The sequence below is a fragment of the Pseudonocardia sp. genome (assembly GCF_050250275.1).
Lineage (GTDB): Bacteria > Actinomycetota > Actinomycetes > Mycobacteriales > Pseudonocardiaceae > Pseudonocardia.
Genome location: NZ_JBFWOY010000007.1, coordinates 1 through 23,512 on the forward strand (window position 1 = coordinate 1; position 23,512 = coordinate 23,512).

Annotated in this window: 24 protein-coding genes; 12 read left to right on the top strand and 12 right to left on the bottom strand. The window is 74.0% G+C overall.

Annotation, left to right across the window (positions count from 1 at the left end):
• From AB7F12_RS08760 to AB7F12_RS08780, 5 genes are all read right to left on the bottom strand, one after another.
• Positions 1–2,551: ATP-binding protein (locus AB7F12_RS08760; RefSeq protein WP_428502194.1), on the bottom strand; the 2,551-nt coding region annotated here is incomplete at its 3' end.
• 246 nt (positions 2,552–2,797) lie between these two features.
• Positions 2,798–3,190: a nitrile hydratase accessory protein gene (locus AB7F12_RS08765; RefSeq protein ID WP_428502193.1), complete on the bottom strand. Its 393-nt coding sequence runs from the start codon at positions 3,188–3,190 to the stop codon at positions 2,798–2,800.
• Positions 3,191–3,221: 31 nt separating this feature from the next.
• On the bottom strand, positions 3,222–3,842 hold the full coding sequence (nthA, locus tag AB7F12_RS08770) for a nitrile hydratase subunit alpha (protein ID WP_428502192.1): 621 nt from the start codon (positions 3,840–3,842) through the stop codon (positions 3,222–3,224).
• Positions 3,839–4,513, bottom strand: a complete 675-nt coding sequence (gene nthB, locus AB7F12_RS08775; protein ID WP_428502191.1) for a nitrile hydratase subunit beta — start codon at positions 4,511–4,513, stop codon at positions 3,839–3,841. Before nthB ends, nthA begins: the two co-directional genes overlap by 4 nt.
• A gap of 194 nt (positions 4,514–4,707) precedes the next feature.
• Positions 4,708–5,127: a MarR family winged helix-turn-helix transcriptional regulator gene (locus AB7F12_RS08780; RefSeq protein WP_428502197.1), complete on the bottom strand. Its 420-nt coding sequence runs from the start codon at positions 5,125–5,127 to the stop codon at positions 4,708–4,710.
• A gap of 119 nt (positions 5,128–5,246) precedes the next feature.
• Here AB7F12_RS08780 and AB7F12_RS08785 point away from each other — a divergent pair, with 119 nt between their 5' ends.
• A complete protein-coding gene (locus AB7F12_RS08785; protein ID WP_428502190.1) occupies positions 5,247–5,654 on the top strand; it encodes a DUF5313 family protein in 408 nt (135 codons plus the stop codon).
• 10 nt (positions 5,655–5,664) lie between these two features.
• Here AB7F12_RS08785 and AB7F12_RS08790 read toward each other — a convergent pair whose 3' ends face one another.
• On the bottom strand, positions 5,665–7,092 hold the full coding sequence (locus AB7F12_RS08790) for a GAF domain-containing protein (RefSeq protein ID WP_428502195.1): 1,428 nt from the start codon (positions 7,090–7,092) through the stop codon (positions 5,665–5,667).
• A gap of 273 nt (positions 7,093–7,365) precedes the next feature.
• Positions 7,366–7,704 carry a hypothetical protein gene (locus tag AB7F12_RS08795; protein WP_428502189.1) on the bottom strand — a complete coding sequence of 113 codons (339 nt, stop codon included), beginning with the start codon at positions 7,702–7,704 and terminating at the stop codon, positions 7,366–7,368.
• Positions 7,705–7,768: 64 nt separating this feature from the next.
• On the opposite strand from AB7F12_RS08795, the gene AB7F12_RS08800 reads away from it, so the two are divergent.
• The 3 genes from AB7F12_RS08800 (at position 7,769) to AB7F12_RS08810 (ending at position 9,987) form a co-directional block, all read left to right on the top strand.
• Positions 7,769–8,137, top strand: coding sequence for a response regulator transcription factor (locus AB7F12_RS08800; RefSeq protein ID WP_428502188.1), 369 nt, complete (start codon positions 7,769–7,771; stop codon positions 8,135–8,137).
• Between the two features lie 171 nt (positions 8,138–8,308).
• On the top strand, positions 8,309–9,016 hold the full coding sequence (locus tag AB7F12_RS08805) for a helix-turn-helix domain-containing protein (RefSeq protein WP_428502187.1): 708 nt from the start codon (positions 8,309–8,311) through the stop codon (positions 9,014–9,016).
• Positions 9,013–9,987 (top strand): ketopantoate reductase family protein, encoded by a 975-nt coding sequence (locus tag AB7F12_RS08810; protein ID WP_428502186.1) that lies wholly within the window; start codon positions 9,013–9,015, stop codon positions 9,985–9,987. Before AB7F12_RS08805 ends, AB7F12_RS08810 begins: the two co-directional genes overlap by 4 nt.
• On the opposite strand, the gene AB7F12_RS08815 is transcribed toward AB7F12_RS08810, so the two are convergent.
• Positions 9,977–10,342, bottom strand: a complete 366-nt coding sequence (locus tag AB7F12_RS08815) for a DUF4440 domain-containing protein (protein ID WP_428502185.1) — start codon at positions 10,340–10,342, stop codon at positions 9,977–9,979. The genes AB7F12_RS08810 and AB7F12_RS08815 overlap by 11 nt on opposite strands.
• Positions 10,343–10,881: 539 nt before the next feature.
• Here AB7F12_RS08815 and AB7F12_RS08820 point away from each other — a divergent pair.
• The 7 genes from AB7F12_RS08820 (at position 10,882) to AB7F12_RS08850 (ending at position 18,109) form a co-directional block, all read left to right on the top strand.
• On the top strand, positions 10,882–11,163 hold the full coding sequence (locus tag AB7F12_RS08820; RefSeq protein WP_428502184.1) for a hypothetical protein: 282 nt from the start codon (positions 10,882–10,884) through the stop codon (positions 11,161–11,163).
• Between the two features lie 271 nt (positions 11,164–11,434).
• Positions 11,435–11,770, top strand: coding sequence for a hypothetical protein (locus AB7F12_RS08825; RefSeq protein WP_428502183.1), 336 nt, complete (start codon positions 11,435–11,437; stop codon positions 11,768–11,770).
• An 11-nt stretch (positions 11,771–11,781) separates the two neighbouring features.
• Complete coding sequence (locus AB7F12_RS08830) at positions 11,782–13,617, top strand: hypothetical protein (protein ID WP_428516457.1); 1,836 nt, start codon at positions 11,782–11,784, stop codon at positions 13,615–13,617.
• Positions 13,601–16,078 (top strand): hypothetical protein, encoded by a 2,478-nt coding sequence (locus AB7F12_RS08835; RefSeq protein WP_428501997.1) that lies wholly within the window; start codon positions 13,601–13,603, stop codon positions 16,076–16,078. Before AB7F12_RS08830 ends, AB7F12_RS08835 begins: the two co-directional genes overlap by 17 nt.
• Positions 16,079–16,100: 22 nt before the next feature.
• Positions 16,101–17,384, top strand: coding sequence for a YeeE/YedE family protein (locus tag AB7F12_RS08840; protein ID WP_428501996.1), 1,284 nt, complete (start codon positions 16,101–16,103; stop codon positions 17,382–17,384).
• A 38-nt stretch (positions 17,385–17,422) separates the two neighbouring features.
• Entirely contained in the window at positions 17,423–17,650 is a 228-nt protein-coding gene (locus tag AB7F12_RS08845; protein ID WP_428501995.1) for a hypothetical protein, read from the top strand.
• Positions 17,651–17,800: 150 nt separating this feature from the next.
• A complete protein-coding gene (locus tag AB7F12_RS08850) occupies positions 17,801–18,109 on the top strand; it encodes an STAS domain-containing protein (RefSeq protein ID WP_428501994.1) in 309 nt (102 codons plus the stop codon).
• On the opposite strand, the gene AB7F12_RS08855 is transcribed toward AB7F12_RS08850, so the two are convergent.
• Both AB7F12_RS08855 and AB7F12_RS08860 read right to left on the bottom strand, forming a co-directional pair.
• Complete coding sequence (locus tag AB7F12_RS08855) at positions 18,079–19,104, bottom strand: 6-phosphofructokinase (protein ID WP_428501993.1); 1,026 nt, start codon at positions 19,102–19,104, stop codon at positions 18,079–18,081. The genes AB7F12_RS08850 and AB7F12_RS08855 overlap by 31 nt on opposite strands.
• 101 nt (positions 19,105–19,205) lie before the next feature.
• Positions 19,206–19,769: an ATP-dependent Clp protease proteolytic subunit gene (locus tag AB7F12_RS08860; RefSeq protein WP_428501999.1), complete on the bottom strand. Its 564-nt coding sequence runs from the start codon at positions 19,767–19,769 to the stop codon at positions 19,206–19,208.
• Positions 19,770–20,105: 336 nt separating this feature from the next.
• Here AB7F12_RS08860 and AB7F12_RS08865 point away from each other — a divergent pair, with 336 nt between their 5' ends.
• A complete protein-coding gene (locus AB7F12_RS08865; RefSeq protein ID WP_428501992.1) occupies positions 20,106–20,534 on the top strand; it encodes a hypothetical protein in 429 nt (142 codons plus the stop codon).
• A 4-nt stretch (positions 20,535–20,538) separates the two neighbouring features.
• On the opposite strand, the gene AB7F12_RS08870 is transcribed toward AB7F12_RS08865, so the two are convergent.
• Together AB7F12_RS08870 and AB7F12_RS08875 are read right to left on the bottom strand one after the other, a co-directional pair.
• Positions 20,539–21,366: a hypothetical protein gene (locus AB7F12_RS08870; protein WP_428501991.1), complete on the bottom strand. Its 828-nt coding sequence runs from the start codon at positions 21,364–21,366 to the stop codon at positions 20,539–20,541.
• Between the two features lie 506 nt (positions 21,367–21,872).
• Positions 21,873–23,228 (bottom strand): hypothetical protein, encoded by a 1,356-nt coding sequence (locus AB7F12_RS08875; RefSeq protein ID WP_428501990.1) that lies wholly within the window; start codon positions 23,226–23,228, stop codon positions 21,873–21,875.
• Positions 23,229–23,512: the final 284 nt, after the last annotated feature.

Sequence of the window (23,512 nt, forward strand, 5' to 3'; positions counted from 1 at the left end):
GGGCGAGGGCGGTGAAGAAGAGGGTCTGGAGCAGGGGGCGGAACTCGCCGGTGCGGCGGCAGAGGGCGGCGGCGCGGGCGAGGACGGTCTTGGCCTCGGTGAAGCGGTCGAGGTGCTGGAGCAGCGCCCCCCGGTAGGCCAGGGCGACGGCGGTCGTCGGGTCGCCCGGGTCGGACCCCAGCACACGCTCGTAGGCCTGGCCCGCACCCTCGTAGTCCCCGTCCCAGTGCCGCACCCGGCCCAGCAGCAGCGTCGCGCTCGGGAGCGCCCCGGGGGCGGCGGCGGCGCTCTCGGCGAGGTCGGTGGCCTGCTCGGCGAGGTCGACCGCGGCCATCGCGTCACGGGCGTAGAGCGCCGTCCAGCCCAGCTGTTCGAGGACGCGGGCCTCCAGCTCGGAGTCGCCCACGTCGCGGGCCAGGGCCAGCGCCTCGTCGAGGTCGGCGCGGGCGTCGTCGTAGCGGCTGAGGTCGCCGCGGGCCCGGCCGCGGCGCATCAACGCCTCCGCCAGCGGCACCGGCTGACCGACGGTCCGCGCCGCCTCCACGGCCTGGGAGATGAGCTGCTCGGCGTCGATGTGGGCGAAGCCGAGGTTGGCGACGTGCGCCGCGGAGAGCCACGCCGTGACGGCGCCGGACCAGTCGCGGGCCTCGGCGAGGTGGCGCGCCGCGGCCTCGGGACGGCTGCGCAGCATCCGCGCCGCCCGCCGGTGCCGCGAGATGCGGACCGGCTCGGGCATCGACGCGTAGGCGACCTGCCGCACGATGTCGTTGCTGAACCGGAAGCTCTCGCCCTGGGTGACGATCAGCCCCGCGCGCAGCGCCCGGCCGGCCCGCCGCGCGCAGTCCTCGACGTCGAGCCCGCTGAGCTCGGCCACGTCGTCGAGGGAGAAGGCCATGCCCAGCACGGCGCCCTGCGCGAGCAGCAGCGCCACGGGCTCGCCCGCGTGCTCGATGCGTTCGGCCACCGCGTCCTGCAGCGTCGGCGGTACCGGCACCCCGCCGCGTGAGGACGACGGTGGCGGCTGGCGCAGCAGCTCGGTGAGGAACAGCGGGGAGCCACCCGTCCACGACAGCAGCTGGTCGGGGTCGTGCCCGGTGCCGGCCCGCTCCACGAGCACGTCCACGTCGGCGCGGGTGAGCGGGCCGAGGTCGATGCGCTGCGCGACGTCGCGCAGGATGTCGGTGACGGGCTGGTCCTCGGAGGTGCGCTCGGTCAGCACGACCATCGCGCGGCTGCCCTCCCAGTGCCCGGCCAGCAGGTGCAGGGCCTCGAGGGTCGGGGTGCCGGCGTACTGCATGTCCTCGATGATCAGCAGCACCGGCTGGCGGGCCGAGAGCCGCACGATGAACCCGGCCAGCGCGTCGAGGCTGCGCCGGTGTTCCAGCTCGGGCGCCGCGCGGGTGTAGGGCGTCTCGCCGACGACCCCGATCAGCTCGGGGACCAGCTCGGCGAGCGTGCCGATCCGGCTGCCCGCCAGCTCGCGCACGTCCGCCGGTGCCATCCGGTGCACGACGGTACGGATCGCCTCGACGAGCGGCTGCAGGTACAGCGAACGCTCGGCCTCGAAGCAGTCGACCCGCAGCACGAGCCCGCCGGTGCGGCGTGGCTCCGCCGCGAACGCGGTGACCAGCGCGCTCTTGCCGATGCCGGCCTCGCCGGTGACGACGGTCAGCGCCGGCCTGCCCGCGGCGGCGCCCTCCCACAGCTCGCGCAGCGTCGCCAGCTCGGCGTCGCGGCCGACGACGGGTTCGACCCGGTCGGGCACACCGACGTGCGGCTGCCGCGACGGGTGGTCGACGGCGTTGGGGCTCTCCGAGCGCAGCACCGACAGGAACAGGGCCTGCGTCGCGGGGGAGGGATCGCTGCCCAGGTGCTCCGACATGGCCATGCGCAGCGTCCGGTAGGCCACGAGCGCGGCGCTCGACCGGCCCGCCCGCTGGTGGCCGAGCATGACAGTGCGGCAGGCCTCCTCGTCGAACGGGTCGTCGCGCAGCGCGGTGGCCGCGATCTCGACCGCGGCGTCGTAGGCGCCGAGCTCGATGGCGGCGGCGCTCCAGCAGATCCGGGCGCGGCGCAGCAGCCGCTTGACCGACCGGCGCAGGGTGTCGACCCAGGGGCCGTCGTGCTCGCCCGCGAGGGGGACGTCGGCGTCGAGGAGCTTGGCGGCGTGCTCGGCGCTCGTCGAGGCCAGTGCGCTGCGGCCGTGCGACAGCTCGAACTCCGCGGTCTCGACGAGCTCGACGGCCTCGTGGAGGTCGACGGCGACGTCGTCGGCGACGAGGCGGTACCCGGCGGCCGATCCGTCGATGCGTTCCTTGCCGATGGCCTTGCGGAGCCTGCTGACGAGAGCGGCGATGTTGCGGTCGGCCCGTTCCGGGGGCTCGTCGTTGTCCCACAGCGCGTCGACGAGGGTGCCGACCGACACGAACTCGCCGCGACGTTCGGCGAGCACGGCCAGTGCCCTCCGCGCCTTCCCGGTGGGGACGGGACCCGCAGTGGGTCCCTCGACCGTGAAGGGGCCGAGCAAGCGAATGCGCAGGCCCGTCGTCACTGTGTGGACTCTACTCGGACTCACGACTCCGATCGGCCCTCGGGATCGGTCCGTGACCTGTCCCGGCCTGCGGATTCAGGAGATGGGTCGCGATATCGGGGCAGCCACGGAAATCGTCGGGGAATTGCACGGGGTGACAGTCGAAAAGACCCGGTGGAAAGGAGGTCCGAATCACGTGCGGTGACGAACGACGGCCGCATCCCGAAGGATGCGGCCGTCGTTCGTGGACGATGCCGGGGCGGGCGGTCAGTGCCCGTGGCCGTGCCCGTGCCCGTGGCCGTGCTCGTCGTCGCGGTGGTCGTGACCCGCGGGACGGGCCGCCAGCTCCTCGGCCCGCTGCGCGATCTCGTCGGTGAAGACGGTGCCGTCGCCGGCGAGGACGTCCTCGAGCGCGCCGAGCCACTGCGTGTAGTACGAGAAGCACTCACCCTCGGGGTGGTGGTTCTCCCACGCGGCGATACGGGCGATGAGAGCGGCCTGGAACTGCGGCCAGGCGAACAGGCCCGAGTCGTGCAGGGTCAGCGCCATTCCGAACGCGCGGGACTCCCACGGCTCGGCGAACACCAGTTCGCCGTTCGCGCGTGGAGGTGCCGACGTCTCGACGGAGTCCAGGTCGATCAGGTTCGGGGCCGCACTCATCGTTGTCCGCTTTCGCGTCGGGGGATCGGTGTCAGGGAGCGCTGATGTGTGCGACGCCCACCATGGCGTCGCGGGTGACGAGCTCGACGAGCTGCTCCTCGGAGAGGTCCTCGGTGCCGGCCGGCCGCTGCGGCAGGACCAGCCAGCGGACCTCGGCGGAGGAGTCGCGCACGATGATCTCGACGTCGTCGCCGAGCTCGCAGCCCATCTCCGAGAGGACCTTGCGGGGCTCGCGCACGACGCGGGCACGGTAGGCGGGGTCCTTGTACCAGGCCGGGGGCAGTCCGAGAACCGGCCACGGGTAGCAGGAGCAGAGGGTGCAGACGACGACGTTGTGCACGCTGTCGGTGTTCTCGACGACGACGATGTGCTCGCCCTGCGGGCCGGCGAAGCCGAGCTCCTTGATGGCGGAGGTGCCCTCGGCGAGCAGCCGGGCCTTGTACTCCGGGTCGGTCCAGGCCTTGGCGACGACCTTGGCCCCGTTGAGGGGGCCGACGGCGGTCTCGTAGGTCGCGATGAACTTGTCCATCACGGTGGGGTCGACGAGGCCGCGCTCGGTGAGGAGCTGCTCGAGGGCCTCGGTGCGCAGCGCCGGGCTGATGCGGTTGCCGGAGCCGTCGAGGTGCTCGTCGGGGTTCAGGGCGGTGCTCACGCCTTCTCCTGCAGGTAGTCGTCGAAGATCTCGATGGTGAGGTCGAACTTCTCGGCGTCGGGGCCGTAGAGCTCGGTGGAGGTGAACCGCACCGAGTACACGTGCTGCGGCTTCTCACCCAGGAAGCGCGCGTGGGTCTCCGGGAACACGTGCGCCGGCTGGATGGACTCGACGACGCCGGTGCGGCCGCGGACGTAGAGGGGCAGCTTGTTGGCGTCGGACTCGACGGCGGTGAGCGTGGTGACGGTGTCGCCGACGGCGAAGCGCGGGGCCTCGTCGACCTGGCGGAGCGAGCCCGCGGCGGTGGCCGCGTAGTCGGGCTTGTTCTCCTCGGGGATGCCCGGCTCCTCGACCGACTCACCCGCGTTCTTGCGGGCGCGGGCGTCGACGGCGCCGGGGGCGATGATCCCGGACTCCACCAGCATCAGCTCGGAGGCGTTGAGCCAACGGCCGTAGTAGTCGTCGTCGAAGTAGGACTTCGCGTCGAGCCGGCCCAGGGCGTAGCGGAAGGCGTCGAGGTTCTGCCCGGACACCCGGCCCATCGTGAGCAGGGTCAGCGCGAACGCGCGGCCCTCCCAGGGCTCGTGGAACACGGCGTCCTTGTCCTGCGGGGTGGGAGGGTCCACCTTCCCCCAACCGGTGGCACCACCGATGTCGGCAACGCTGTCCATGCACACCACACCTTTCTGACGCAAGCCCGGCGCCCGACGCCCGGGTGTCGATCACGGCTGCGGCCCGCGCGTGGCGTCCTGTCGGTCCGGTCCAGCCGCGTCACATAGTAGACCTGCGCACACTATTGGATACGCGGGCAGGGTGTCACGGGTCACCCCCGACTCGGTCGACCGGCATGCCGCGACGGCGTCGGTCAGGGGCGTGCGGCGGCGATCACCGAGGTCAGCGAGGTGTGCAAGGACTCCAGCGTCGACAGCGGCATGCCGAGCCGGGCGATGATCGCGGGAGGCACCTGCTCGGCCTGTGCGCGCAGTGCGGCGCCTTCCTCGGTGAGGCTGACGGCCAGCACACGTTCGTCCTCGGCCGAGCGGCGGCGCACGACGAGCCCCGCCGCCTCCAGTCGTTTGAGCAAGGGTGACAGCGTCCCCGGGTCGAGCGCGAGCAGGCCGGCGAGTTCCTTCACCGACAGCGGTGTGCGTTCCCACAGTGCGAGCATGACCAGGTACTGCGGGTGTGTCAGGCCCATCGGCTCGAGCACCGGGCGGTAGAGCGCGATGACGTTGCGTGCCGCGACCGCCAGCGCGAAGCAGACCTGCCGGTCGAGCTTCAGCAGGTCGACAGGTTCCTCGGCGGCCGCCGAGGAGACGGCGCCGTCGGTTCGGTCACTCCCGTGTACCTGGGTCACGTCGGCCAGCGTACTCTTGTTTTGTACACCAATCATTGGGGTGAGAAATGAGCACATCGCGCCGTCCGGGCCCCCTGCGCTGGCTCCTCTACGTCTTCGGTGCCGGCCTGCCCGCCGAGTACAAGGACTGGGTGCTCCACGACGTCAGCACCCGCACCTGGCAGCTGCGCCACCTCGCACGCACCAGCGTGCAGATCGCGCCCATCGCCATCCTGCTGTTCGTCTTCATCCCCGGACCGGTCTGGGTGCGCGCACTCGCCGTCCTGTCCGGGCTCATCCTCGGCTTCTTCTACTCCGTCGCCTACATGTACGAGACCGCCGAACACCGCGCGGTCAAGGCCGGATGGCCGCTCGGCACCGCCGCAGGCACCCGCGACGCCGACAAGGCCGACGAGCGGGAAGCCGAGAAGGAGCGCTACAACCAGCGCTGGCGCACCGAGCTGCCGCCGAGCTGACCCGCGCGGCTCAGTCGCGCAACAGCCGCGCCCGGCGCATCGCCACCGCCGCGAGCCTCGTGTCGCCCGGCGGCAGCAGGGCGACGAGCCGATCGTGCAGCTCGAGGTCGTCGCGGCCCAGCGGATGACCGGCGAAGGTGTGCAGCAGGTCCGGGTCGTCGGTGTCGAGCACCGCCCGGCGCAGCCCCGCCTCCAGCTCGTCGCGCAGGTCCCGGATCTCCGGAGCGTCCGACCGCGGCAACAACGTGCCCCCGCACGCCGCCAACGCCGCCTCCACCCGGCCCGCCTGCAGCGCCGCGCGCACCGCGCCGAAGTCGCTGTCCACCGTCGCGTCCAACCGGTACGGGCGCGTCCGCAACACATCGGACCCGATCAGCGCCCGCAGCCGGCGGATCTCACCGCGCACCGTCGTCGGGTTCCCGTCCTCGCCGTAGAGCAGCTGGGCCAGCCGCTCGCCCGACACCCCGTCCGGGTGGAGCGCCAGCACCGTCAACACCTCGGCCGGACGCAACGTCAACGGCACCGGCCGACCGTCGCGGGTCAGCCGCGGCGACCCGTCGCCCATGAACCGCATCGACAACGCCGTGCGCGGCGCCGGCCGTGTCGGCGCCGTCGTCGCCCGCAGCAGGAACCCCTCCGCCAACGGCTCGACCTGCATCTCCCGGCCGTCCGACAGCACCACCCGGTCGGAGCCCTCCGTGATCGCGACCCGCTCGGGCCACCGCCCGTACGGCTCGCCCGCGATGATCCGGCCCGTCGGCGTCACCAACGCGCCCGGCGCGCCCCGCAGGCTCGCCAGGTGCGGCATGTTGCGCATCCGCAGCTGCTCGTCGGCGATCGCGACCCGCACCCGCAGCTGGTTCTCCGCGAGCGTCGCCGTCGTCGCCACCAGCTGGACCAGCGCCGGATGCGCCGTGTGCAACGGACCGCTGATGTCGATCGCGCCCAGGATCGCCCCCGTGTCGGGGTCGTGCACCGGGGCCGCGACGCACGTCCACGCGTGGAAGGCGCGCACCAGGTGCTCCGCCGAATGGATCTGGACCGGCACGTCGACGGCCAGCGTCGTGCCCATCGCGTTCGTGCCGATCGACTCCTCGCTGACCTGCGTACCCGGATAGAGACCCACCCGGTCGGCCTCGACGAGCAGCCGCGACGCGCCGTCGCGCCACAGGATGTGGCCCTCGGCGTCGGTCACCAGCATCACGTGCATCGCCTCGTCGGCGATGCTGACCAGCGTGTTGCGCAGCAACGGCATCACCGAGTTCAGCGGGTGATCGGCGCGCAACGTCGGCAGGTCGTCGGAGCTGAAGACCAGCGGCGGGTTGGGCTTCTCCGGATCGACGTGCGCGGCCAGGCTCCGCTGCCACGACGCCGAGATGATCGGCCGGGGCGCCGGACCGTCGCCACCCCTGGCCGAGGCCGGGCCACCCGCGGCCATCACGTCGTCGAACACCTCGGACAGGGCACGGGCACGCGCCACCGGATCGTTGACGTCGCAGTGCGCGGATCGCGGACTCGGCACGTGCCCCCTTCCCGCATTGTCGACGGGCGGTACGCGGTGGTGGTGCCGCGCGGTACGCCGGACCCCCGACGCATCATCGCCCACCCGCATCGGCGCAGGCAAGCGAGGGGGCGACCTCCCCTAGTGGTCAGTGCAACGAACACGCAACGTGGCCCTCGCTACCTTGCGGGGAGCAGGGCGTCGGGCACGTCACGGCGCCCCGACCAGATGTCTGAGGAGGCACCGCCGATGACCGTCGACGCCGTACTCGCGAGGCCCGGGACGGCACGTGGGACCGACCGCGACGACACCGTCGCGCAGCGCACCGCGCGCATCCTCGTCGTCGACGGGGAAGGGATCGTCCGCTTCGGCCTCCGGCAGCTGTTCGCCGCCGAACCCGACCTGGCCGTCGTCGGCGAGGCCGGCACCGCCCGCGACGCACTGCTCATCGCCGACCGCTGCCGCCCGGACCTCGTCATCATCGACATCGAGCTCGGCAGCGGCGCCGGCGCCGGTGGCGCCGAACGCGTCGGCGTCGAGGTCGCGCACCCTCCTGCAGCGCCGGCGGGGCGTCCGCGTGCTCGTCCTCACCAACTGCCGCGATCGCGACGTCATGCTCCGCACCGTGCGCAGCGGGGTCCACGGCTACCTGCACAAGGGCGTCGAGACGTCCGAGATCGTGCGCGCGGTCCGGTCGCTGCTGCGCGGCGAGAGCGTGTTCGACTCGCGCACCACGTCCGTCGTCGTCGACGTGCTGCGCGACGAGGACGGCGGCGGCCGACCCCGCGGCCAGATGCTCACCGAGCGTGAGAACCAGGTCCTCAAGCTGCTCGCCGTCGGCATGAGCAACCGCGAGATCGCCGTGCGGCTGCTCATCTCCGAGGCCACCGTCAAGTTCCACGTCCGCAACCTGCGCGAGAAACTCGACGTCCGCCGCCGGACCGAGATCGTGTACACGGCGACCAGACAGGGCATGGTGTGACCAAACCCGCGGCCCACACCGGACACCCAGGTGGGAGGCTCGGGCCCGACCCGGCGCCCGGTCCGGCTCGGTGGACGCGTCCAGACCGGTGTGCCACCGTGGTCGACACGATCGGGTGATTGGGACCGGCGCTGCCGGTTCGGGGGACGCGAGGAAGCAGGCGACGACGCCATGGCCACCACACCGCGACGACGCGCAGCCTCGAAGGCCACGTCGAACGGCACGTCCAAGGCCGCGTCGAAGGCCGCTGACCCCGCCGTCCCCGAGAACACCGACGTCACCGGGGAACCGCCCCGCGCCGCCGGCTGGGAGACGATCGTCGGCGCCATCGGGCCCAAGGTCCGCGAGGTCCGCCAACTGCACGGCCTGTCCCTCCAACAGCTCGCCGCCCGCTCCGAGGTGTCCGCCGCCGCCATCCACAAGGTCGAGCGCGGCGACATGGTCCCCACCATCACCACCCTGCTCAAGCTCGCCGCCGCCCTCGGCAGGCCCATCGGCTTCTTCGTCGACGACGCCGAATGGGCCGGACCCGTCGGCGTGCACCTGCGCGCCGCGGACCGCCCCGTCGCCCCCGCCGACTGGGCCCCCTCCGCCGAGGGCGTCGACGCCGGCGCCATCGCCGTCCCCAGCGAACGCCTGCGCGCCGGCGCCGTCTGGGCCCGCATCGAACCCGGCGGCAGCAGCGGCGACGCCCGCTCCGTGCGGTCCGGTGAGGAGCTCGTGCTCGTCGTCGACGGCAGCCTCACCGTCGACATCGCCGGCGAGGTCTACCGCCTCGAACGCGGCGACTCCCTACAGTTCCCCGCCGACCGCCCCCACACCTGGCGCAACACAGGCCGCCGCACCGCCGACATCGCCTGGTGGTACCTGCACGGATGAGCCCGCGATACGTCGTCGTCGGCGCCGGCGCGATCGGCGGCACCATCGGCGGGCGGCTTCTCGAGGCCGGCCGTGACGTCGTCCTCGTCGCCCGCGGCGCCCACCTCGACGCCCTGCGCCGCGACGGGCTCGTCCTCGCCGAACCCGACCGCGTCCGCACCCTGCACGTACCCGCCGCCGCGTCCGTCACCGACGCCCGCCTCACCGACGACGACCTCCTCGTCATGGCCACGAAGCTCCAGGACGCCCGACCCGTCCTCGACGAGGCCCACGCCCTCGCCCCCGGCGCGACCGTTCTGTGCGCGCAGAACGGCGTCGCCGGGGAACGCTGGGCCGCCGCCCGCTTCCCCGACGTGCTCGCCATGCTCGTCGTGCTCATGGCCGCCCACCTCGACCCGGGCCGCGTCGCCGCCTACATGCGCCCGTACCCCGGCATCCTCGACCTCGGCCGCTACCCCGACGGCGAGACCGACCTGACCCGCACCGTCGCCGCCGACCTCACCGCCGCCGGGTTCAGCAGCCACTCGGTGCCCGACGTGATGCGCTGGAAGTACCGCAAGCTCATGTCCAACCTGGGCAACGCCGCCGAGGCCGCCTGCGGCAACCGCACCCCCGGCGTCCTGGAGCTCCACGCCGCCGCCCGCGACGAGGGCGAACGTTGCCTCGCCGCCGCCGGGATCGCCGTCGCCGGCGAGCACGAGGACGACGTCCGGCGCGCCGACCTCGTCCAGCCCCACGACGTCGCCGGGCACGAACGCGGCGGCGGCTCGTCCTGGCAGAGCCTGCGCCGCGGCACCGGCAGCATCGAGGCGCGATACCTCAACGGGGAGATCGTCGCCCTGGGGCAGCGGCACGGGATCGCGACGCCCGTCAACGCGATGCTGCTGCGCGTCGCCGAGGAGATGGCCGCCGCGCGCGAGCAGCCCGGCACCCGCACCGCCGCCGACCTGCAGGCCCTCGTCAGTCCGTGACGACCGTGCCCTGGTGGTACAGCGCCCGCCAGCCCGACCCGGCGTCGGTGCGTTCCCACACGGTCGCGCGCCGGGTCACCCGCGTGCCCTGGGTGAGCGTGTAGGTCAGCAGGTAGGTGCCGGGGCCGAGCGGACGGCAGGCGAACCCCTCGGCCGACCACGGATCTGGCTCGTCGGCCGCGTACCGCTGCAGCAGCACGTCCACGACGAACGCCCGGTCGTGCACCCGCCCCGACGCTCCGACCTCCCAGTAGTCCGGGGCGGTCATCGCCTCCAGGTCGGCGCGGGTGGTGCCGAACTCGGTCCGGTGGAACAGCGGTTCGCGGGCCACGAGCTCACCGAGAACGTCGTCCATCCATCCGTCCTACCCCTCCGCGCGCAACCCATGGTCGTTCGGGTGGGCCCCGGACAGCAATGAGGTTGCGCGCGGGTGTCCAGACGCTCCGGGGCGCGGTGGCCGCCCGGGTGGGCGCCGGCTGCCGTGGGTTCGTCTGGCGCAACCTCACTGTCGTCGACGGGCGGTGGGGGAGCAGTGGGGTTGCGCGCGGGTGTTCGGCCGCTCCGGTGGGCGCCCGGTCGGGCGGGCGGTTCGTCGGGCGGGCGGTTCGTCGGGCGCCACGTCACTGTCGTCGTCAGGGCGCCCGGAACTGGGGGTCGTGGAGCGCAACCTCATGGTCGTCGCGGGGCCGGAAAGACAGCAATGAGGTTGCGCGCGAGGGGATCGGGGCGTCGCGGTAAATGTCCGGTCGCTCCCCGGGCGCAGGCGGCCGGCCGATTCGTCACCCACCGTCATCCTCACGTGCGGTGCAGAGCCGGTGCCCGGCTCGGGGGAGTGCGCGCGCGGCTCACCCCGCCCCAGGTCGACGCAGGGTCGGCGGCGCGGTTCCCGGCCTCGTGTCACACGATCCGGTGATCACCGGCCGGATTCGCCATGGTGCAGGAGCGGACAAGTCGATCTTCATCGCTGCAGCTCAGAACAATGTCCGGACGATTGTGCAGGTCTGGGACCAGCGCGGATGCATGCGCTACCGCCGTTGCCGCGGCCGGGTCTGTTTGACGCCCGAACGGGTCGGCGGCAATCCTTCCGGCATGCACGTTCCGGCCCGTTTCGCCGCCTACCGGCGGCATGTCGACCTTCGTCGGCAGGCCAGCGCGCTGTGTCCGGCGACCGTCTGAACCCGCCCGGCCCGGCCGTCCGGCCGCCACGATCCCTGCGCACCGCCCTCGTCTGACGTAGGCGGCGCGCACCTCGATGCGCCCACGGCCCGGGACGCCCGGCCTCGTCGCCGCCCCCCCCGGCCATCCCCCTGGCGTGCCGTCCGACCCGACGCACGCACGTGCCGGACCCGCCATCGGCCACACCCCGCCCCGACGCGCTCCCCGGCGCGCCGGGCGAACGTGCGCCGGTGGTCCGCTCCCCGCTCAACCATCGAAAGGGTGCACAACCGTGCCACTCCACAGGACGACACGCGTCGCGATCGGCGGGCTCCTGCTCGCCGCCGCGGCCACGATCGGGACCGCGGTGCCCGCCCTGGCGGCGCCCGTGCTGCCGCTGCCGGGCGGCCTGCCGGGCGGCCTGCCCGTCGGTACCGGACAGAGCTCCGACCTGGACCCCGACCAGCCGGCGCCCGCCCCGACGGCGCCGCCCGTCACGCCCTCGGCCGAGGCGTACCGCGACGGCGACCTGCTGAACCGGGCGAGTGACGTCGCGCCGGCCGGGCTGCCGGTCACCGGGCTGGCGCAGTCGGTCGTCGGCGCCACGAAGATCATCCCGGGGCGTTGACGATGCGGAACATGTCATTGCGCCACAAGCTGTTGCTGGGCGCGCTCGCGGTGGCGGTCGTCGGCGGCGTCGTGGCCGTCCCCGCGACGTCGGACACCGCCTACGCCGACATCCAGGCTGTGCGGTCGACCCTCACCGGTGCCGACGGCAAGGACTACTGGGTCGAGAACCACGTCGACACCGATGCGGTCGACTCGACCCGCGAGGCGCTCGCCGACGAGGGCAAGCGACCCGAGTACCTGGTGGTCTGGGCCGGTGACGAGAACGTCGCCGACACCGTCGTCCCGGACGTGAAGAACCTCCCCGGCTCACTCGCGAACACCACCGAGAAGGTGCGCAACGCGCTGCCCGGCCCCGACTTCATGGCGGTCGTCGACGCCACCCAGGGCTCGCCGACCTACGGCAAGGTCGTCAACACGGCGACGGTCGGCCCGCTGGTCGAGAACGAGCCGCACCACATGCAGTACTCGTGGCGCAAGGGCGACAAGATCTACGCGGGTGGCCTCTACAGCGCGGCGACCTACGTCTTCGACGTGTCGAAGCTGCCGGCGCTGAGTCTGTCGGGCATCAGCCTGCCGTCGCAGACCCTCTGCGGCTCGGTCCCCGACGCCTACTGGGTGCTGAACGACGGCACCGCCTACGGCACCTACATGGGCGGCCCGGTCGTCCCCGGTCCGTGCACGTACACCAACGGCGAGGTCCGCACCGGCAACGGCTTCGCGGGCACCCCGGGCGCCGTGGTGCGCTTCGGCCCGGACGGCAAGAACCTCGTCGAGGCCCCGGCCGCGACGACGACCGCCGAGGACCCGAAGCAGTGCCTCAACATGCCGTCGCTGGGCAAGCCGAGCTGCGCCAACCCGCACGGCATCCAGGTCCGCGAGGACCTGAACGCGATGGTCACCAGTGACTACGCCGAACCGCGGACGATCATCCTCGACCCGGTCAAGGCGCCGTCGCCGTACCTGCGTCGCCCGACGGTCCGCACCTGGGACATCAGCGACCTGAACCACCCGAAGGTCAAGGCGGTCTCGTACCTGCCGACGGGCCCGCGGTCCTCCGCGACCGACCCGCTGCACAACGAGAACCGTGCGGTCATGGAGACCACCGTCACGAACCTGCCCGGCCACAAGGGTGCGTTCGCAATGACGATGCAGGGTGGCGCGATCTTCTACATCCCCGACATCACGTCGGACGAACCGGTGTGGAAGGAGGTCTTCGACAACACCGCCGCGATGAAGCTGATCGACCCGGCCGTGACCAACGGCGGCCCCAGCGACAACGGCGGCTGGCTGCAGACCAGCCCGGACGACACCAAGCTCTACCACGCGGTGATCGGCCGTAAGCCGGGCGCGCTCGGCAAGGACGACCCGGGTACCGCGGGTGGCGTGTTCACCCTCGACATCTCCCAGCTCGTCGAGGCCGGCGACGACTTCGACTGCTCGATCGAGACGAAGGACGAGATCGAGAACGGCGGCGCGGGCGCGGACTGCCCGTCGGTGCTGGGGCACGTCGCGATCAACCCGGGCTCGAAGGCCAGCGGCCCGCACTGGGGTGCGCTGGACAACCTCGAGATCGGTGCCGACGGCTTCTACCACGAGACCGACCAGCCGACCCGGGTCGCGACCGCGAACTACTTCGTGGCCCGCACCGGTCTCGACGGCGACCACCGCGTCTGCATCGTGGACGAGGCCGACGACGGTTCGCTCGCCCTCGACGAGGGGTTCCGTGACGAGAACTCCGGTCAGCCGTGCATCAACTTCAACCGCAAGAGCTGGCCGCACGGCGCCTTCGGGAACGCCAAGCCGCACTCGATGCTCTTCGTCGCCGCTGATGACGACATCAAGTAGCTCGACCGTCCGGTCCGTCCGGCGGCGTCACCTCTTCCGGTGGCGCCGCCGGGCGGCGGCCCTGCAACTCCGCCGCCGGGTGGCGGCCCTCCTCTCCACCACGGCAGTGTTCCTGGTCGCGACGGCGGGATCGGCCCATGCCGACGCCTCCGACGCGCTGCGCGTCGCGGCCCAGCTCGGCCCGGGCCACGGGCCCGCGGCGGTGCTGCTGCGGCTCGTCCTGCTCGTCGCGACGGCGTTCACCGCGGGCGCCGGGCTCGCTGCCGCGGTGTCGCGCGACAGGCCTGCGCGACGGCTGTCCGTGCTCGCCTGGGCCGCGGCGGTCGTCGTGGCCGTCGGCGCCGAGGTCACCCATCTGATCGGGGCGAGCACGATGACCGGGACGATCGTGGCCGCGCTGACCGCGCTGGCGGTCCCGGTGCTGCTCGCGTCCCGCTGGGTGGTCGCGCCCACGGTGGCGACGACGCTCCTGCTCGCCGTGGGCCTCGCGTCCGCGCACTCGGGAGGCGCGTTCGCGCTCGACGCGGTCTACGCCGTCGGCGCGGTGGTCCTGCTGGGCCTTTCGATCCTCGGTGTGACGACCGGCCCGGCGGCGGGCCCCACATCGGCGGCGGGCCCCAGGTCCGCGGCGGCCCCCGCCGGCCGCGTACGCCGCGACCACGACGGCCACGGGGCGCCGCGCGACCGCGCCGCCGTGCCCTCCCGCGCAGGCGTCCCCGCACGGCCCGACCGCGCGGGGGCACCCCGTGCCGCCCGCAGGTCCACAGAGCTGCCGGTCGTCGTGGGCGTCCGCCGCGGGGTGGCGGACCCCGCGGTCGACGGGGGACCCACGGCGACCGGCACCGCCCGCCGCAGCGGCACGGCGACGTTGCGCCGCGCCGAGTCCCGCGCCGATGTCCGTGCACACGTCCGTACCGACACGCGGGCCGACGTGCGGGCCGATCTCGCCGCCGCGACCCGCCGCCGCCCGGCCCGTCGCCCGGTCGCCGCCCCCGCCGCTCCCGCCGCTCCCGTCGCCCCCGACGCCACGGGGACGCGGCGGGCCGACCGGCGCGCCCGGCCCCGGCTCCCGGTGCGGCGCATCGCGATCGCGGCCGGTGCCGTGACGACCCTGGCCGGCCTGCTGCAACTCGTCGTGTCCGGGCCCGCGACCCTGGACGACGTCGTCGCGACGCCGTACGGGCTGGTCGCGCTGGCCGGGGTGCTGCTGCCGGCCGTCGCCACCGTCCTGTGGGTGGTCACCGGCTCCCGGGGCGGGCGGGCGCGTGCGGTGGAGCTGCAGCGGTTCGCCGTGGTGGCGACGGCGTCGGGTCTCGCCGCGGTCGCCGCCCTCGCCGCGCTGCCCATCCCCGCGCCGGGCGTGACCCCGGGCGAGCCGCTGCTGCGGGCCGTCGACCTCGGCGGCACCCAGCTCGCCGTGCTCGTCGCGCCGATGCGTCCGGGTCCGAACCTGGTGCAGGTCAGCGGTTCGAGCTACCCGGCCGAGGGCACGACCGTCGCCACGCCTCAGGTGGAGAAGGGTCATCACGGCGGCGCGCCGGCCGGGCCGGCGGGACTGACCGTCGACGCCGGGTCCGGCCCGGTCACCGTCACCACGCGGGACGGGGCGACCGGCGGCTGGGCCGTCGTCGACATCCCGGCGGGCACGGAGCGGCTCACGCTGCGCGCGGGCCCGGCCGACGCGTCCGTGCCCGTCGACGTCGGCACCATGGCAGGTGCGCCGACCGCGCTCGCCGGGACCGACGGGCCCGAGTGCGCGAGCGCGCTGCTGGGCACGTTCGTCGCCCGCACCGCCGCGGGCGCCGAGGCGCCGATGCCGGCCTGCCCGTCGGACGTCCTCGCCGCGGGCGACGCGGTGTCGTTGCGCGCCATGACGAACTTCGTCGGGGAGCACGGCGTCGCCGCGATCCGGCTGGTGTCCGACGACTCGCCCCGCTCGCAGGCGGCCGCGGGCGTCGTGCGCGACGAGGCGGCCCGCCACCAGGTGCGGCTCGTCGACGGACCGGGCGCCGACGTGGCGCTGGTCGTCGTCGGCGGGTGGGCGCAGGCGGCCGACACGCTGCGCACCGCGACGTTGCTGGCCGGGGAGGAGCCCACCTATCTGGGCGGGACGTTCCTCGCGCCGTGGCTGCTCACGCCGTCGGTGGTGACGCAGGCGCAGTCGTCGGTGCTGCCGCTGGAGTTCAGCCCGCAGGACGCCGGGCCGCAGCAGTACGCGGCGACGCTCGCGGCCACGTTCCCCGGGGCGGCGCCGTCGGCATCCGGGTACCTGGCCTGGGTCGCGGCGACCCGCTCGCTCACCGACGACCGGCCCCGCCTCTACGGCGCCGCCCCCGTCGACGTCCCGATGATGTCGGGCCCCGGCGACATGGCCGACATGGGCCACGGCGCCGTCAACCCCGCGGCGTGGTTCCCCGGCGGCACCGTCGTGCCCGTCACCGGCCCGCTGGCCGGGACGTGAACACCGAGATCAGGAGCTCCCCATGACAGTCAGCGACGCACCACGACGAACAGTCGTGGGCGCACTGCGGTTCGTTTCCGAGGCCGAGCGGGTCTCGTTCACCCCGGACGCGCCGCCGGCCCCGCCCGCCAAGAGGGTCGTCATCGCGATCGGGCTGGTGCTCGCCGTCGCGCTGGTGTGGGCCGTCGCCCGCACCGCCGGGCCCGTCATGGCCGGGACCGCGGCACTGGGCCTCGCGCTCGGCTTCACGCTGTTCCACTCCCGCTTCGGGTTCACCTCGGGATGGCGCCAGCTCGCGGCCGTCGGCCAGGGCGCGGCGGTGCGTGCGCACATGCTGATGCTCGCGACGGCGACGATCCTGTTCTCGGTCCTGCTCGCGGGCGGGTTCTCGCTGGCGGGGACGCCGAAGCCGTCGGTCGCGGCCGTCGGCATCCCACTGCTGGTGGGCGCGTTCCTGTTCGGGATCGGCATGCAGGTCGGCGGCTCGTGCGCGTCGGGGACGCTGTTCGCCGTCGGCAGCGGGCAGACCGCCGTCGTGCTGACGTTGTTCGGCTTCATCGTCGGCTCGGTCCTCGCGGCGCTGACGTTCACCTTCTGGACCGTGACGGTCCCGGCCGGCACCCCGATCTCGCTGGCGGAGACGTTCGGGTTCCCGGGCGCCGTGGCGTTGTCACTGCTGGTGATGGCGACGATCGTCGCGATCACCTACGTCGTCGCCCGTCGCCGCACCCCGCCGCCGGTGGAGCGCCCGCCGTCGGCCCGTGGCATCGCGCGCGTGCTGCGCGGGTCGTGGCCGATGTGGGTCGGCGCGATCGTCCTCGCCGTGCTCAACGCGGGCGTCCTCTTCGTCTCCGGTGGGGCGTGGGGGGTGACCTCGGCGTTCGGGCTGTGGGGCGGCAAGGTGCTCGCCTCGCTGGGTGTCGACGTCGCGAGCTGGGCGTACTTCCAGGTTCCCGCCAACGCGAAGGCGCTGCAGGGCTCGGTGTTCGCCGACCGCATCTCCGTCCTCGACTTCGGTGTCATCGTCGGCGCCCTCGTCGCGTCCGCGCTCGGCGGCGCGTTCGTCCTGCACAAGCGCGTGCCGTGGAAGCTCGCGCTCGGCTCCGTCCTCGGCGGCATCGCAATGGGCTACGGCGCCCGCCTCGCCGGCGGCTGCAACATCGGCGCCTACTTCAGCGGCATCGCCTCCATGAGCCTGCACGGCTGGATCTGGGGTGTCGTCGCGCTCGGCGGGACGTTCGTCGGCCTCGGGCTGCGGCCGCTGTTCGGGCTCACCAACCCGAAGCCGACCGACTCGATCTGCTGACGGGCCCTTCCGTCGGCACCCACAGGAGAGGAACCCACATGTTCGTTCGCAGGATCGCGGCGGCCACCGTCGGAGCCGGGGCGCTCGCGCTCGCCGGCACCGGCATGGCGCACGCCGACGAGACACTCCCCGCCGCGGGGCCGGCGGCCGGGGCGGTGCCGCTGCAGGTGCTGCACTTCGCGCCGGCCGTCCCCGTGCCGGACCCCACCCTCGGACTGGGCACCGCGCTGCCGCCGGTGTTCGACCTCGTCGGCGGGCTCGGCTGATCCCGGACCCGTCGCAGGGGGACGTGGGGGCCGTCGCGCACGCAGTCGACCGACTCGTGGCGCGGCGGCCCCCACGCGCAGGTCGCGGCCCTCACCCCGACGGGCGTGTGCCGGGGCCGACCGATGAGTCCGGGGCCTCCCCGTCGTCACATGGACGTGATGACCGTCGTGTTCGGCGCGGGCGGCCCCGACCACGCCGTGGCCAGGGTGCGCGCGCTGCTGTGCACGGGGGCCGACGTCACGTGTGACGTCGGCGCGGTGGTCGCGCCGGACGCGCAGGCGGTCGACGCCCTGTTGCGGCTGGTCCTGCACGCCCGCCGGTGCGGGGGCCGGCTGCGGTTCGTCGGCGCCCCGCAGCGGCTCACCGACCTGCTGGTCGCGTGCGGGCTCGACGGCGTCGTCGACATCGAGCCGCGCCCGCCACCGGATCAGCCGAAGAACACCTCGGCCTCCGCGTAGAGGGCGGGGTCGACGAGCTTGAGCTGCTTCGTCGCCTCCTGCAGCGGCACCGTCACGATGTCGGTGCCGCGCAGCGCCGTCATCTGGCCCCACTTGCCTGCGGCGACCGCGTCGATCGCGTGCAGGCCGAACCGGGTCGCGAGCCAGCGGTCACGCGCCGTCGGGGTGCCGCCGCGCTGGACGTGGCCCAGGACGGTGGTGCGGGCCTCCTTGCCGGTGCGTGCCTCGATCTCGCGGCCCAGCCAGGCGCCGACGCCGCCGAGACGGGCGTGCCCGAACGCGTCCTTGTCGCCGGTGAGCAGCACCTCCTCGCCGTCCTTGGGCATCGCGCCCTCGGAGACGACGATGATCGGCGCGTAGTCGAGTCGGAAGCGGCTCTCCACCCACTCGCACACCTTGTCGATGTCGAACCGCACCTCGGGGATGAGGATGGCGTTGGCGCCGCCCGCCATCCCGGAGTGCAGCGCGATCCAGCCGGCGTGCCGGCCCATGACCTCGACGATCAGCGTCCGGTGGTGCGACTCGGCCGTCGTGTGCAGCCGGTCGATGGCTTCCGTCGCGATCGTGACCGCGGTGTCGAAGCCGAACGTGTAGTCGGTTCCCGACAGGTCGTTGTCGATCGTCTTCGGCACGCCGACGACGTTGACGCCCATCTCGTGCAGCTTCGTCGCGACCCCGAGGGTGTCCTCGCCGCCGATCGCGATCAGCGCGTCGACGCCGAGGTTCTGCAGGTTCTTCTTGATCTTCGCGACGCCGTCGTCGATCGCGAACGGGTTGGTCCGCGACGAGCCGAGGATCGTGCCGCCGCGGGGGAGCAGCCCCCGCACGGCCGGGATGTCGAGCGGCTTGGTCAGCGCTTCGAGCGGTCCGCGCCAGCCGTCGCGGAACCCGAGGAAGCTGTACCCGTACTCGGGCACGCCGCGGCGCACGATCGCACGGATCACCGCGTTGAGTCCGGGGCAGTCGCCGCCTCCGGTCAGGACGCCCACGCGCATTCCGGTGGTTCCTCTCCATCGATGCAGAAGCTTCGCGGTGAGGACGCTATCGGGTGCGCCGCTCGGGCGCGCAGCCGCACGTCGCGACGCGGACCGTCGGCTCAGACCTCGCCGATCACCTCGTCGACGAGGCCGTACTCGCGGGCCTGCTCGGCGGTGAACCAGCGGTCCCGGTCGGCGTCGGCGGTGATGGTGTCGACGTCGCGTCCGGTGTGGCGGGCGGTGAGCCGCGCGATCTCGCGCTTCATGTCGGCGTAGGCGCCGGCGCGGATCGCGATGTCGGAGTGGGTGCCACCGAGTCCGGCCGACGGCTGGTGCATCAGCATCCGGGAGTGGGCCAGCGCGTGCCGCTTCCCGGGGGCACCGGCGGTGACGAGGAACTGCCCCATCGACGCGGCGAACCCGACCGCGTAGGTGGCGACGTCGGGGCTGATGACCTGCATCGTGTCGTAGATGGCCATGCCGGCGGTCACGGAGCCGCCGGGGGAGTTGACGTAGAGCGTGATGTCGGTGTCCGGGTCGTCGGCGGCGAGCAGCAGCAGCTGGGCGGTGATGCGGTTGGCGATGGCGTCGTCGACCTCCTTGCCCAGGAAGACGATGCGTTCCTCGAGGAGCCGGTCGTCGAGGCCGTTGCCCGTGGCGCCGGCGCCGGCGTGGCGGAGCACGGCGCCCGCGGTGCCCGGGGCGAGCGGCTGCGGTGGGCGCACCGGCTGCGGGGGGACCGGGAGCGGGACCGGCGGTGTCGGCCGGTCCGAGCGCAGTGGGCCGCGCCCGCTGCCGCGGTGGTCGACGCCGAGCCTGTCGTCGACGGCGCGGGGGAAGCGGTGGACGACGGTGTCGGTGGGGTGCACGGGGTCTCCCGGGGGTCGTGAGTGGTGGTGGTCGCGATGGCGACCATCGCCCCTCACCGGGCCTTCCGGGGGGCGTGTTCGCCGCGAGCCGACGGTGTTCGCCCGTGGCGGACGGCGTTTCCGCGGGGATCGGACCGGGTAGAGCGGCGCGTGACCGAACCGCTGGACGATGCCCACGCCCGCCCCGCCGGTGCCCCCGACGAGCTCGTCGCCGCCGTCGGGAAGCTGTCCGAGGCACTGGAGACGATCGAACGGGCCCGCGGTGCCCTCTACGACGCCCACCAGCTCATCGGCGGCGCCGACGGCATGCTCGACGACGTCGTCGACGGCCTGCGCGCGACCGGTCACGACGACTGGGCCGACCGCATCCAGCGGGAGTTGATCGGCCGCAACGTGCTCCCCGGGCGGTGGACGTTCCAGGTCATCGAGGAGTTCGACGACGGCTACTACCGTGCCTGGAAGGACCTGGAACGCGAGGTGCGGGAGGCCACGATGGACGGACGCCGCCACGTCCACGAGGCCGAGATGAAGCGCCGCCGGATCAGTCCCGGCGGGCCCGACCAGGACCCGACGCCCTGACCGGTCAGCTGCAGGTGCTCGCGTCGGGGTTACCCGCGCCCGCGGACCGCTCGAACGAGATGTGCACGTGGTCGAAGTGGTTCTCGGTCTCGTTGCCGCGGTTGGGCATCCGCTGCCAGCCCGAGCCGTAGTTGATGCGCTGTTTCCAGATCACGTAGCTGATGCCGAGCGCCTCGCGGTTGCGCAGCGCGCATTCGGCGATCCGGTCGCCCTCGGCGCCGCGGGTCATGAGGTCGAGCGCGAGGCCCAGGGGATGGTCGGAGACGCGGCCGCGGCCGGCGACGCCGATCAGGTCGGGCTCGTCGTAGAGGCAGGACAGGAACTTCGCCGCGGACGACACCCACGGCTTGACCCGGCCCAGCCCCGACAGGTCGACCCCGCACTCGGCGCGTGCCTGCGCCGCGGCGGCCTTCTGCGCGATCTCGGCCATGCCGACGGCCTTGAGCAGTGACTGCGCGTCGGCGGAGGTGGGCTCGGCCCCGTTCTCGGAGGTGACGGCGACCGGGCTGAAGGAGCGCAACCGGCTCGTCGTCGGGGAGACGACGGGCTGCGCCGCGTCGCCCGCGGTGAGCTGCAGGGTCGCGGTCGAGGCGGTGACGTCGGGGGCGTCGTTGTCGATCAGGGCGATGAGCGGGAGCGTGACGGCCAGCGTGCTGCCGGCGACGGCGGCGGCCGCGACGGCCTGCGCGCGGCCGCCCCGTGCGGGTGGCCGGGGTGCCCGCCGGGGTGCGTGGCGCGCTGCCGGGGCCGGGGCAGGGGCAGGGGCGGGGGTGGTGTGGGCCCGGGGTGTCGCGGCGACCGGTGGTGCGAAGCGCGGCGCGAGGTCCGTCACCGGCAGCAGCGGGCGGGGTGCGGTGTGCCGGCCGCGGGGGACCGGTTGCGGCCGGGGTGGTTGCGGTTGGGGCGGCGTGCTCGTCGTGGCAGGCCCGGGGTGCGGCCGCGGACGGGGTGGCGCGGGGCGCTCGAGCACCGCGACGGAGCCCGGGCCGGCCTGGGCCGGTGGGTGGGGCGGTACGCGGCGCGCCGCAACCGTCATGCCGGAGTACACCGGCTCGAGGTCACGTCGCGCGCGCCGGCCGCCTGGGGAGCGGTGCCGGGACACGACCTGCCTTCCGACCACATGACCGACCGGACGCCCGGTGGGGAGCCGGGTGGACAGGTGTCCTCGTCCGCGGGGAGCCGATCGTCGTGATCCGGTCGAAAGCTAGTCGATCGGTCACATTTCCGACACGGCGACGGTCCGCCGGTGATCTCTGCGCGCCGAACGGCCGCCCCGGTGCGACCGGCGTGCGGTCGTTCCGGGGCGGCCGGGGGAGCGGACGCGTTGTGCGGCCCGGGTCAGCAGGCGACGGGCTTGCCGCCCGGCGCCGACTTCGCGAACGACAGGTGCACGTGGTCCATGTGGTTGGCGGTCGCGCCGCCGCGGTCCTCCATCGCCTTCCAGCCGCTGCCGTAGTTGATGCGCTGCTGCCAGATGACGTAGGTGATCCCGAGCGCCTCCTTGTTGCGCAGCGCGCACGCGGCGAGCCGGTCGCCGACCGACTTGGACACCATGAAGTCGAGTGCGAGCCCGCTGGGGTGGTCGGAGGCGTTGCCGCGGCTGCCGACGCCCAGCATCTGCGGCTTGCCGAACAGGCAGCCCAGGAACCGGGCGGCGTCGGCGACCCATGGTTTGATCCCGCCGAGCCCGCGGGTGGCCAGCCCGCAGTTCGCGGATCCGGCTGTGGTGGTCCGTGCGGTGGCGGCCTTGGCCTCGGCGGCCTTCCGGTCGGCGGCGGCCCTGGCCTCGGCGGCCTTCGCGTCGGCGGCGGCCTTGGCGTCGGCGGCGGCCTTGGCCTCGGCCGCCTTGCGCTCGGCCTCGGCCCGCTGGGTGGTGGCGATCTGCGCGGCGTGCTGCTGCGCCTGCTGCACCGCCGCGGCCAGTGCGGTGGTGTCGAGCGCGGGCGGGGGGACGGACGGGTCGGGGGTGCCGGTGCCGGCCGTGGCGGTCTCGTCGAGCTGCAGGGCGGCGTTCGTGCCTGCGGGGACGTGGGGCAGCGCTGCCACCGTCCCGACGATCGCGAGCGCGCTGCCCGCGGCGACGACGACGGCCGCGGTCCGCTTCACCGTCGTGGGGACGCGCGCGAGGCCGCGAGGGCGGCCCGGGGTGTCGGCGCCGACCGGGGTGTCGGGGTCGACGGGCACGTCGGGGTCGTCGACCTTCCCCGGGCGCACAGCGTCGTCGGCGCGCTTTCCCGCGCGCTCGGTGTCGTCGGCGAGGCCGGCGGGGGCGTCGGCATCGCGGGCCGGGCCGGGGTCGTCGAGGGCGCCGGTGCCCGGGGTGAACAGCGGGGAGCCCGACGCGCGGCGCTGGGCCGGGACGAGCTCCTCCGGGTCGCGCACCGTCGAGATCCCGAACACCGGGGTGTGCGTGCCGGGGGTCCAGAACTCCGGCGACCAGATGTCGGTGGCGGTGTCGACCATCGGGTCGCGATCCGGTTCGGACCGCTCGCCGCGGTCGCTACCGGGGGCCTCGGCGGGTGCGGTCGTCGCGGCGGAACCCTTGCGGCGCAGGACGCGCTGCGTCCCGCCGACGCCGCGCCGGGCGGGAGCCAGGGCGGCGGGGACGCGCGGGAGCGACGACCGCTCGGCCGCTGCGACGACCGATCCGGGTCTGACCGGGGTGTCGTCGTCGGCCGCGTCGACGACGGACACGGAACCCGCCTCCGTTGCGGAACCGGTCGTCGCCGCGGTCGCGGACCGGGTTGCCGCGCCGTCGGACGCGTCGGGGGCGGAGAGTGCATGACGGGGCCCTGCCGCACGGCCGGAGCGTGTCCGGGCGGCGTCGAGTGCCGCGCGGAGCTCCGGTTGTGTGGGGCGGCCCTCGGGGGAGCGATGCCGTGCCACGACGAACCTTCCTGATCACTCGTCGGCGGACGTCCGGGTCGGGGGAACCCGGCGGAGTGGGGAGTCTCCGCGTCCTGCGTGACCGATTCGTG

What these genes read in the sequence shown, in the direction of transcription:
- AB7F12_RS08765 (WP_428502193.1), bottom strand. Translation starts at nt 3,190, where the DNA reads ATGAGTGCGGCCCCGAACCTGATCGACCTGGACTCCGTCGAGACGTCG.
- nthB (WP_428502191.1), bottom strand. Translation starts at nt 4,513, where the DNA reads ATGGACAGCGTTGCCGACATCGGTGGTGCCACCGGTTGGGGGAAGGTG.
- AB7F12_RS08785 (WP_428502190.1), top strand. Translation starts at nt 5,247, where the DNA reads ATGAGCACATCGCGCCGTCCGGGCCCCCTGCGCTGGCTCCTCTACGTC.
- AB7F12_RS08790 (WP_428502195.1), bottom strand. Translation starts at nt 7,092, where the DNA reads ATGGCCGCGGGTGGCCCGGCCTCGGCCAGGGGTGGCGACGGTCCGGCG.
- AB7F12_RS08800 (WP_428502188.1), top strand. Translation starts at nt 7,769, where the DNA reads ATGCTCCGCACCGTGCGCAGCGGGGTCCACGGCTACCTGCACAAGGGC.
- AB7F12_RS08805 (WP_428502187.1), top strand. Translation starts at nt 8,309, where the DNA reads ATGGCCACCACACCGCGACGACGCGCAGCCTCGAAGGCCACGTCGAAC.
- AB7F12_RS08810 (WP_428502186.1), top strand. Translation starts at nt 9,013, where the DNA reads ATGAGCCCGCGATACGTCGTCGTCGGCGCCGGCGCGATCGGCGGCACC.
- AB7F12_RS08815 (WP_428502185.1), bottom strand. Translation starts at nt 10,342, where the DNA reads ATGGACGACGTTCTCGGTGAGCTCGTGGCCCGCGAACCGCTGTTCCAC.
- AB7F12_RS08830 (WP_428516457.1), top strand. Translation starts at nt 11,782, where the DNA reads ATGTCATTGCGCCACAAGCTGTTGCTGGGCGCGCTCGCGGTGGCGGTC.
- AB7F12_RS08835 (WP_428501997.1), top strand. Translation starts at nt 13,601, where the DNA reads ATGACGACATCAAGTAGCTCGACCGTCCGGTCCGTCCGGCGGCGTCAC.
- AB7F12_RS08840 (WP_428501996.1), top strand. Translation starts at nt 16,101, where the DNA reads ATGACAGTCAGCGACGCACCACGACGAACAGTCGTGGGCGCACTGCGG.
- AB7F12_RS08845 (WP_428501995.1), top strand. Translation starts at nt 17,423, where the DNA reads ATGTTCGTTCGCAGGATCGCGGCGGCCACCGTCGGAGCCGGGGCGCTC.
- AB7F12_RS08850 (WP_428501994.1), top strand. Translation starts at nt 17,801, where the DNA reads ATGGACGTGATGACCGTCGTGTTCGGCGCGGGCGGCCCCGACCACGCC.
- AB7F12_RS08855 (WP_428501993.1), bottom strand. Translation starts at nt 19,104, where the DNA reads ATGCGCGTGGGCGTCCTGACCGGAGGCGGCGACTGCCCCGGACTCAAC.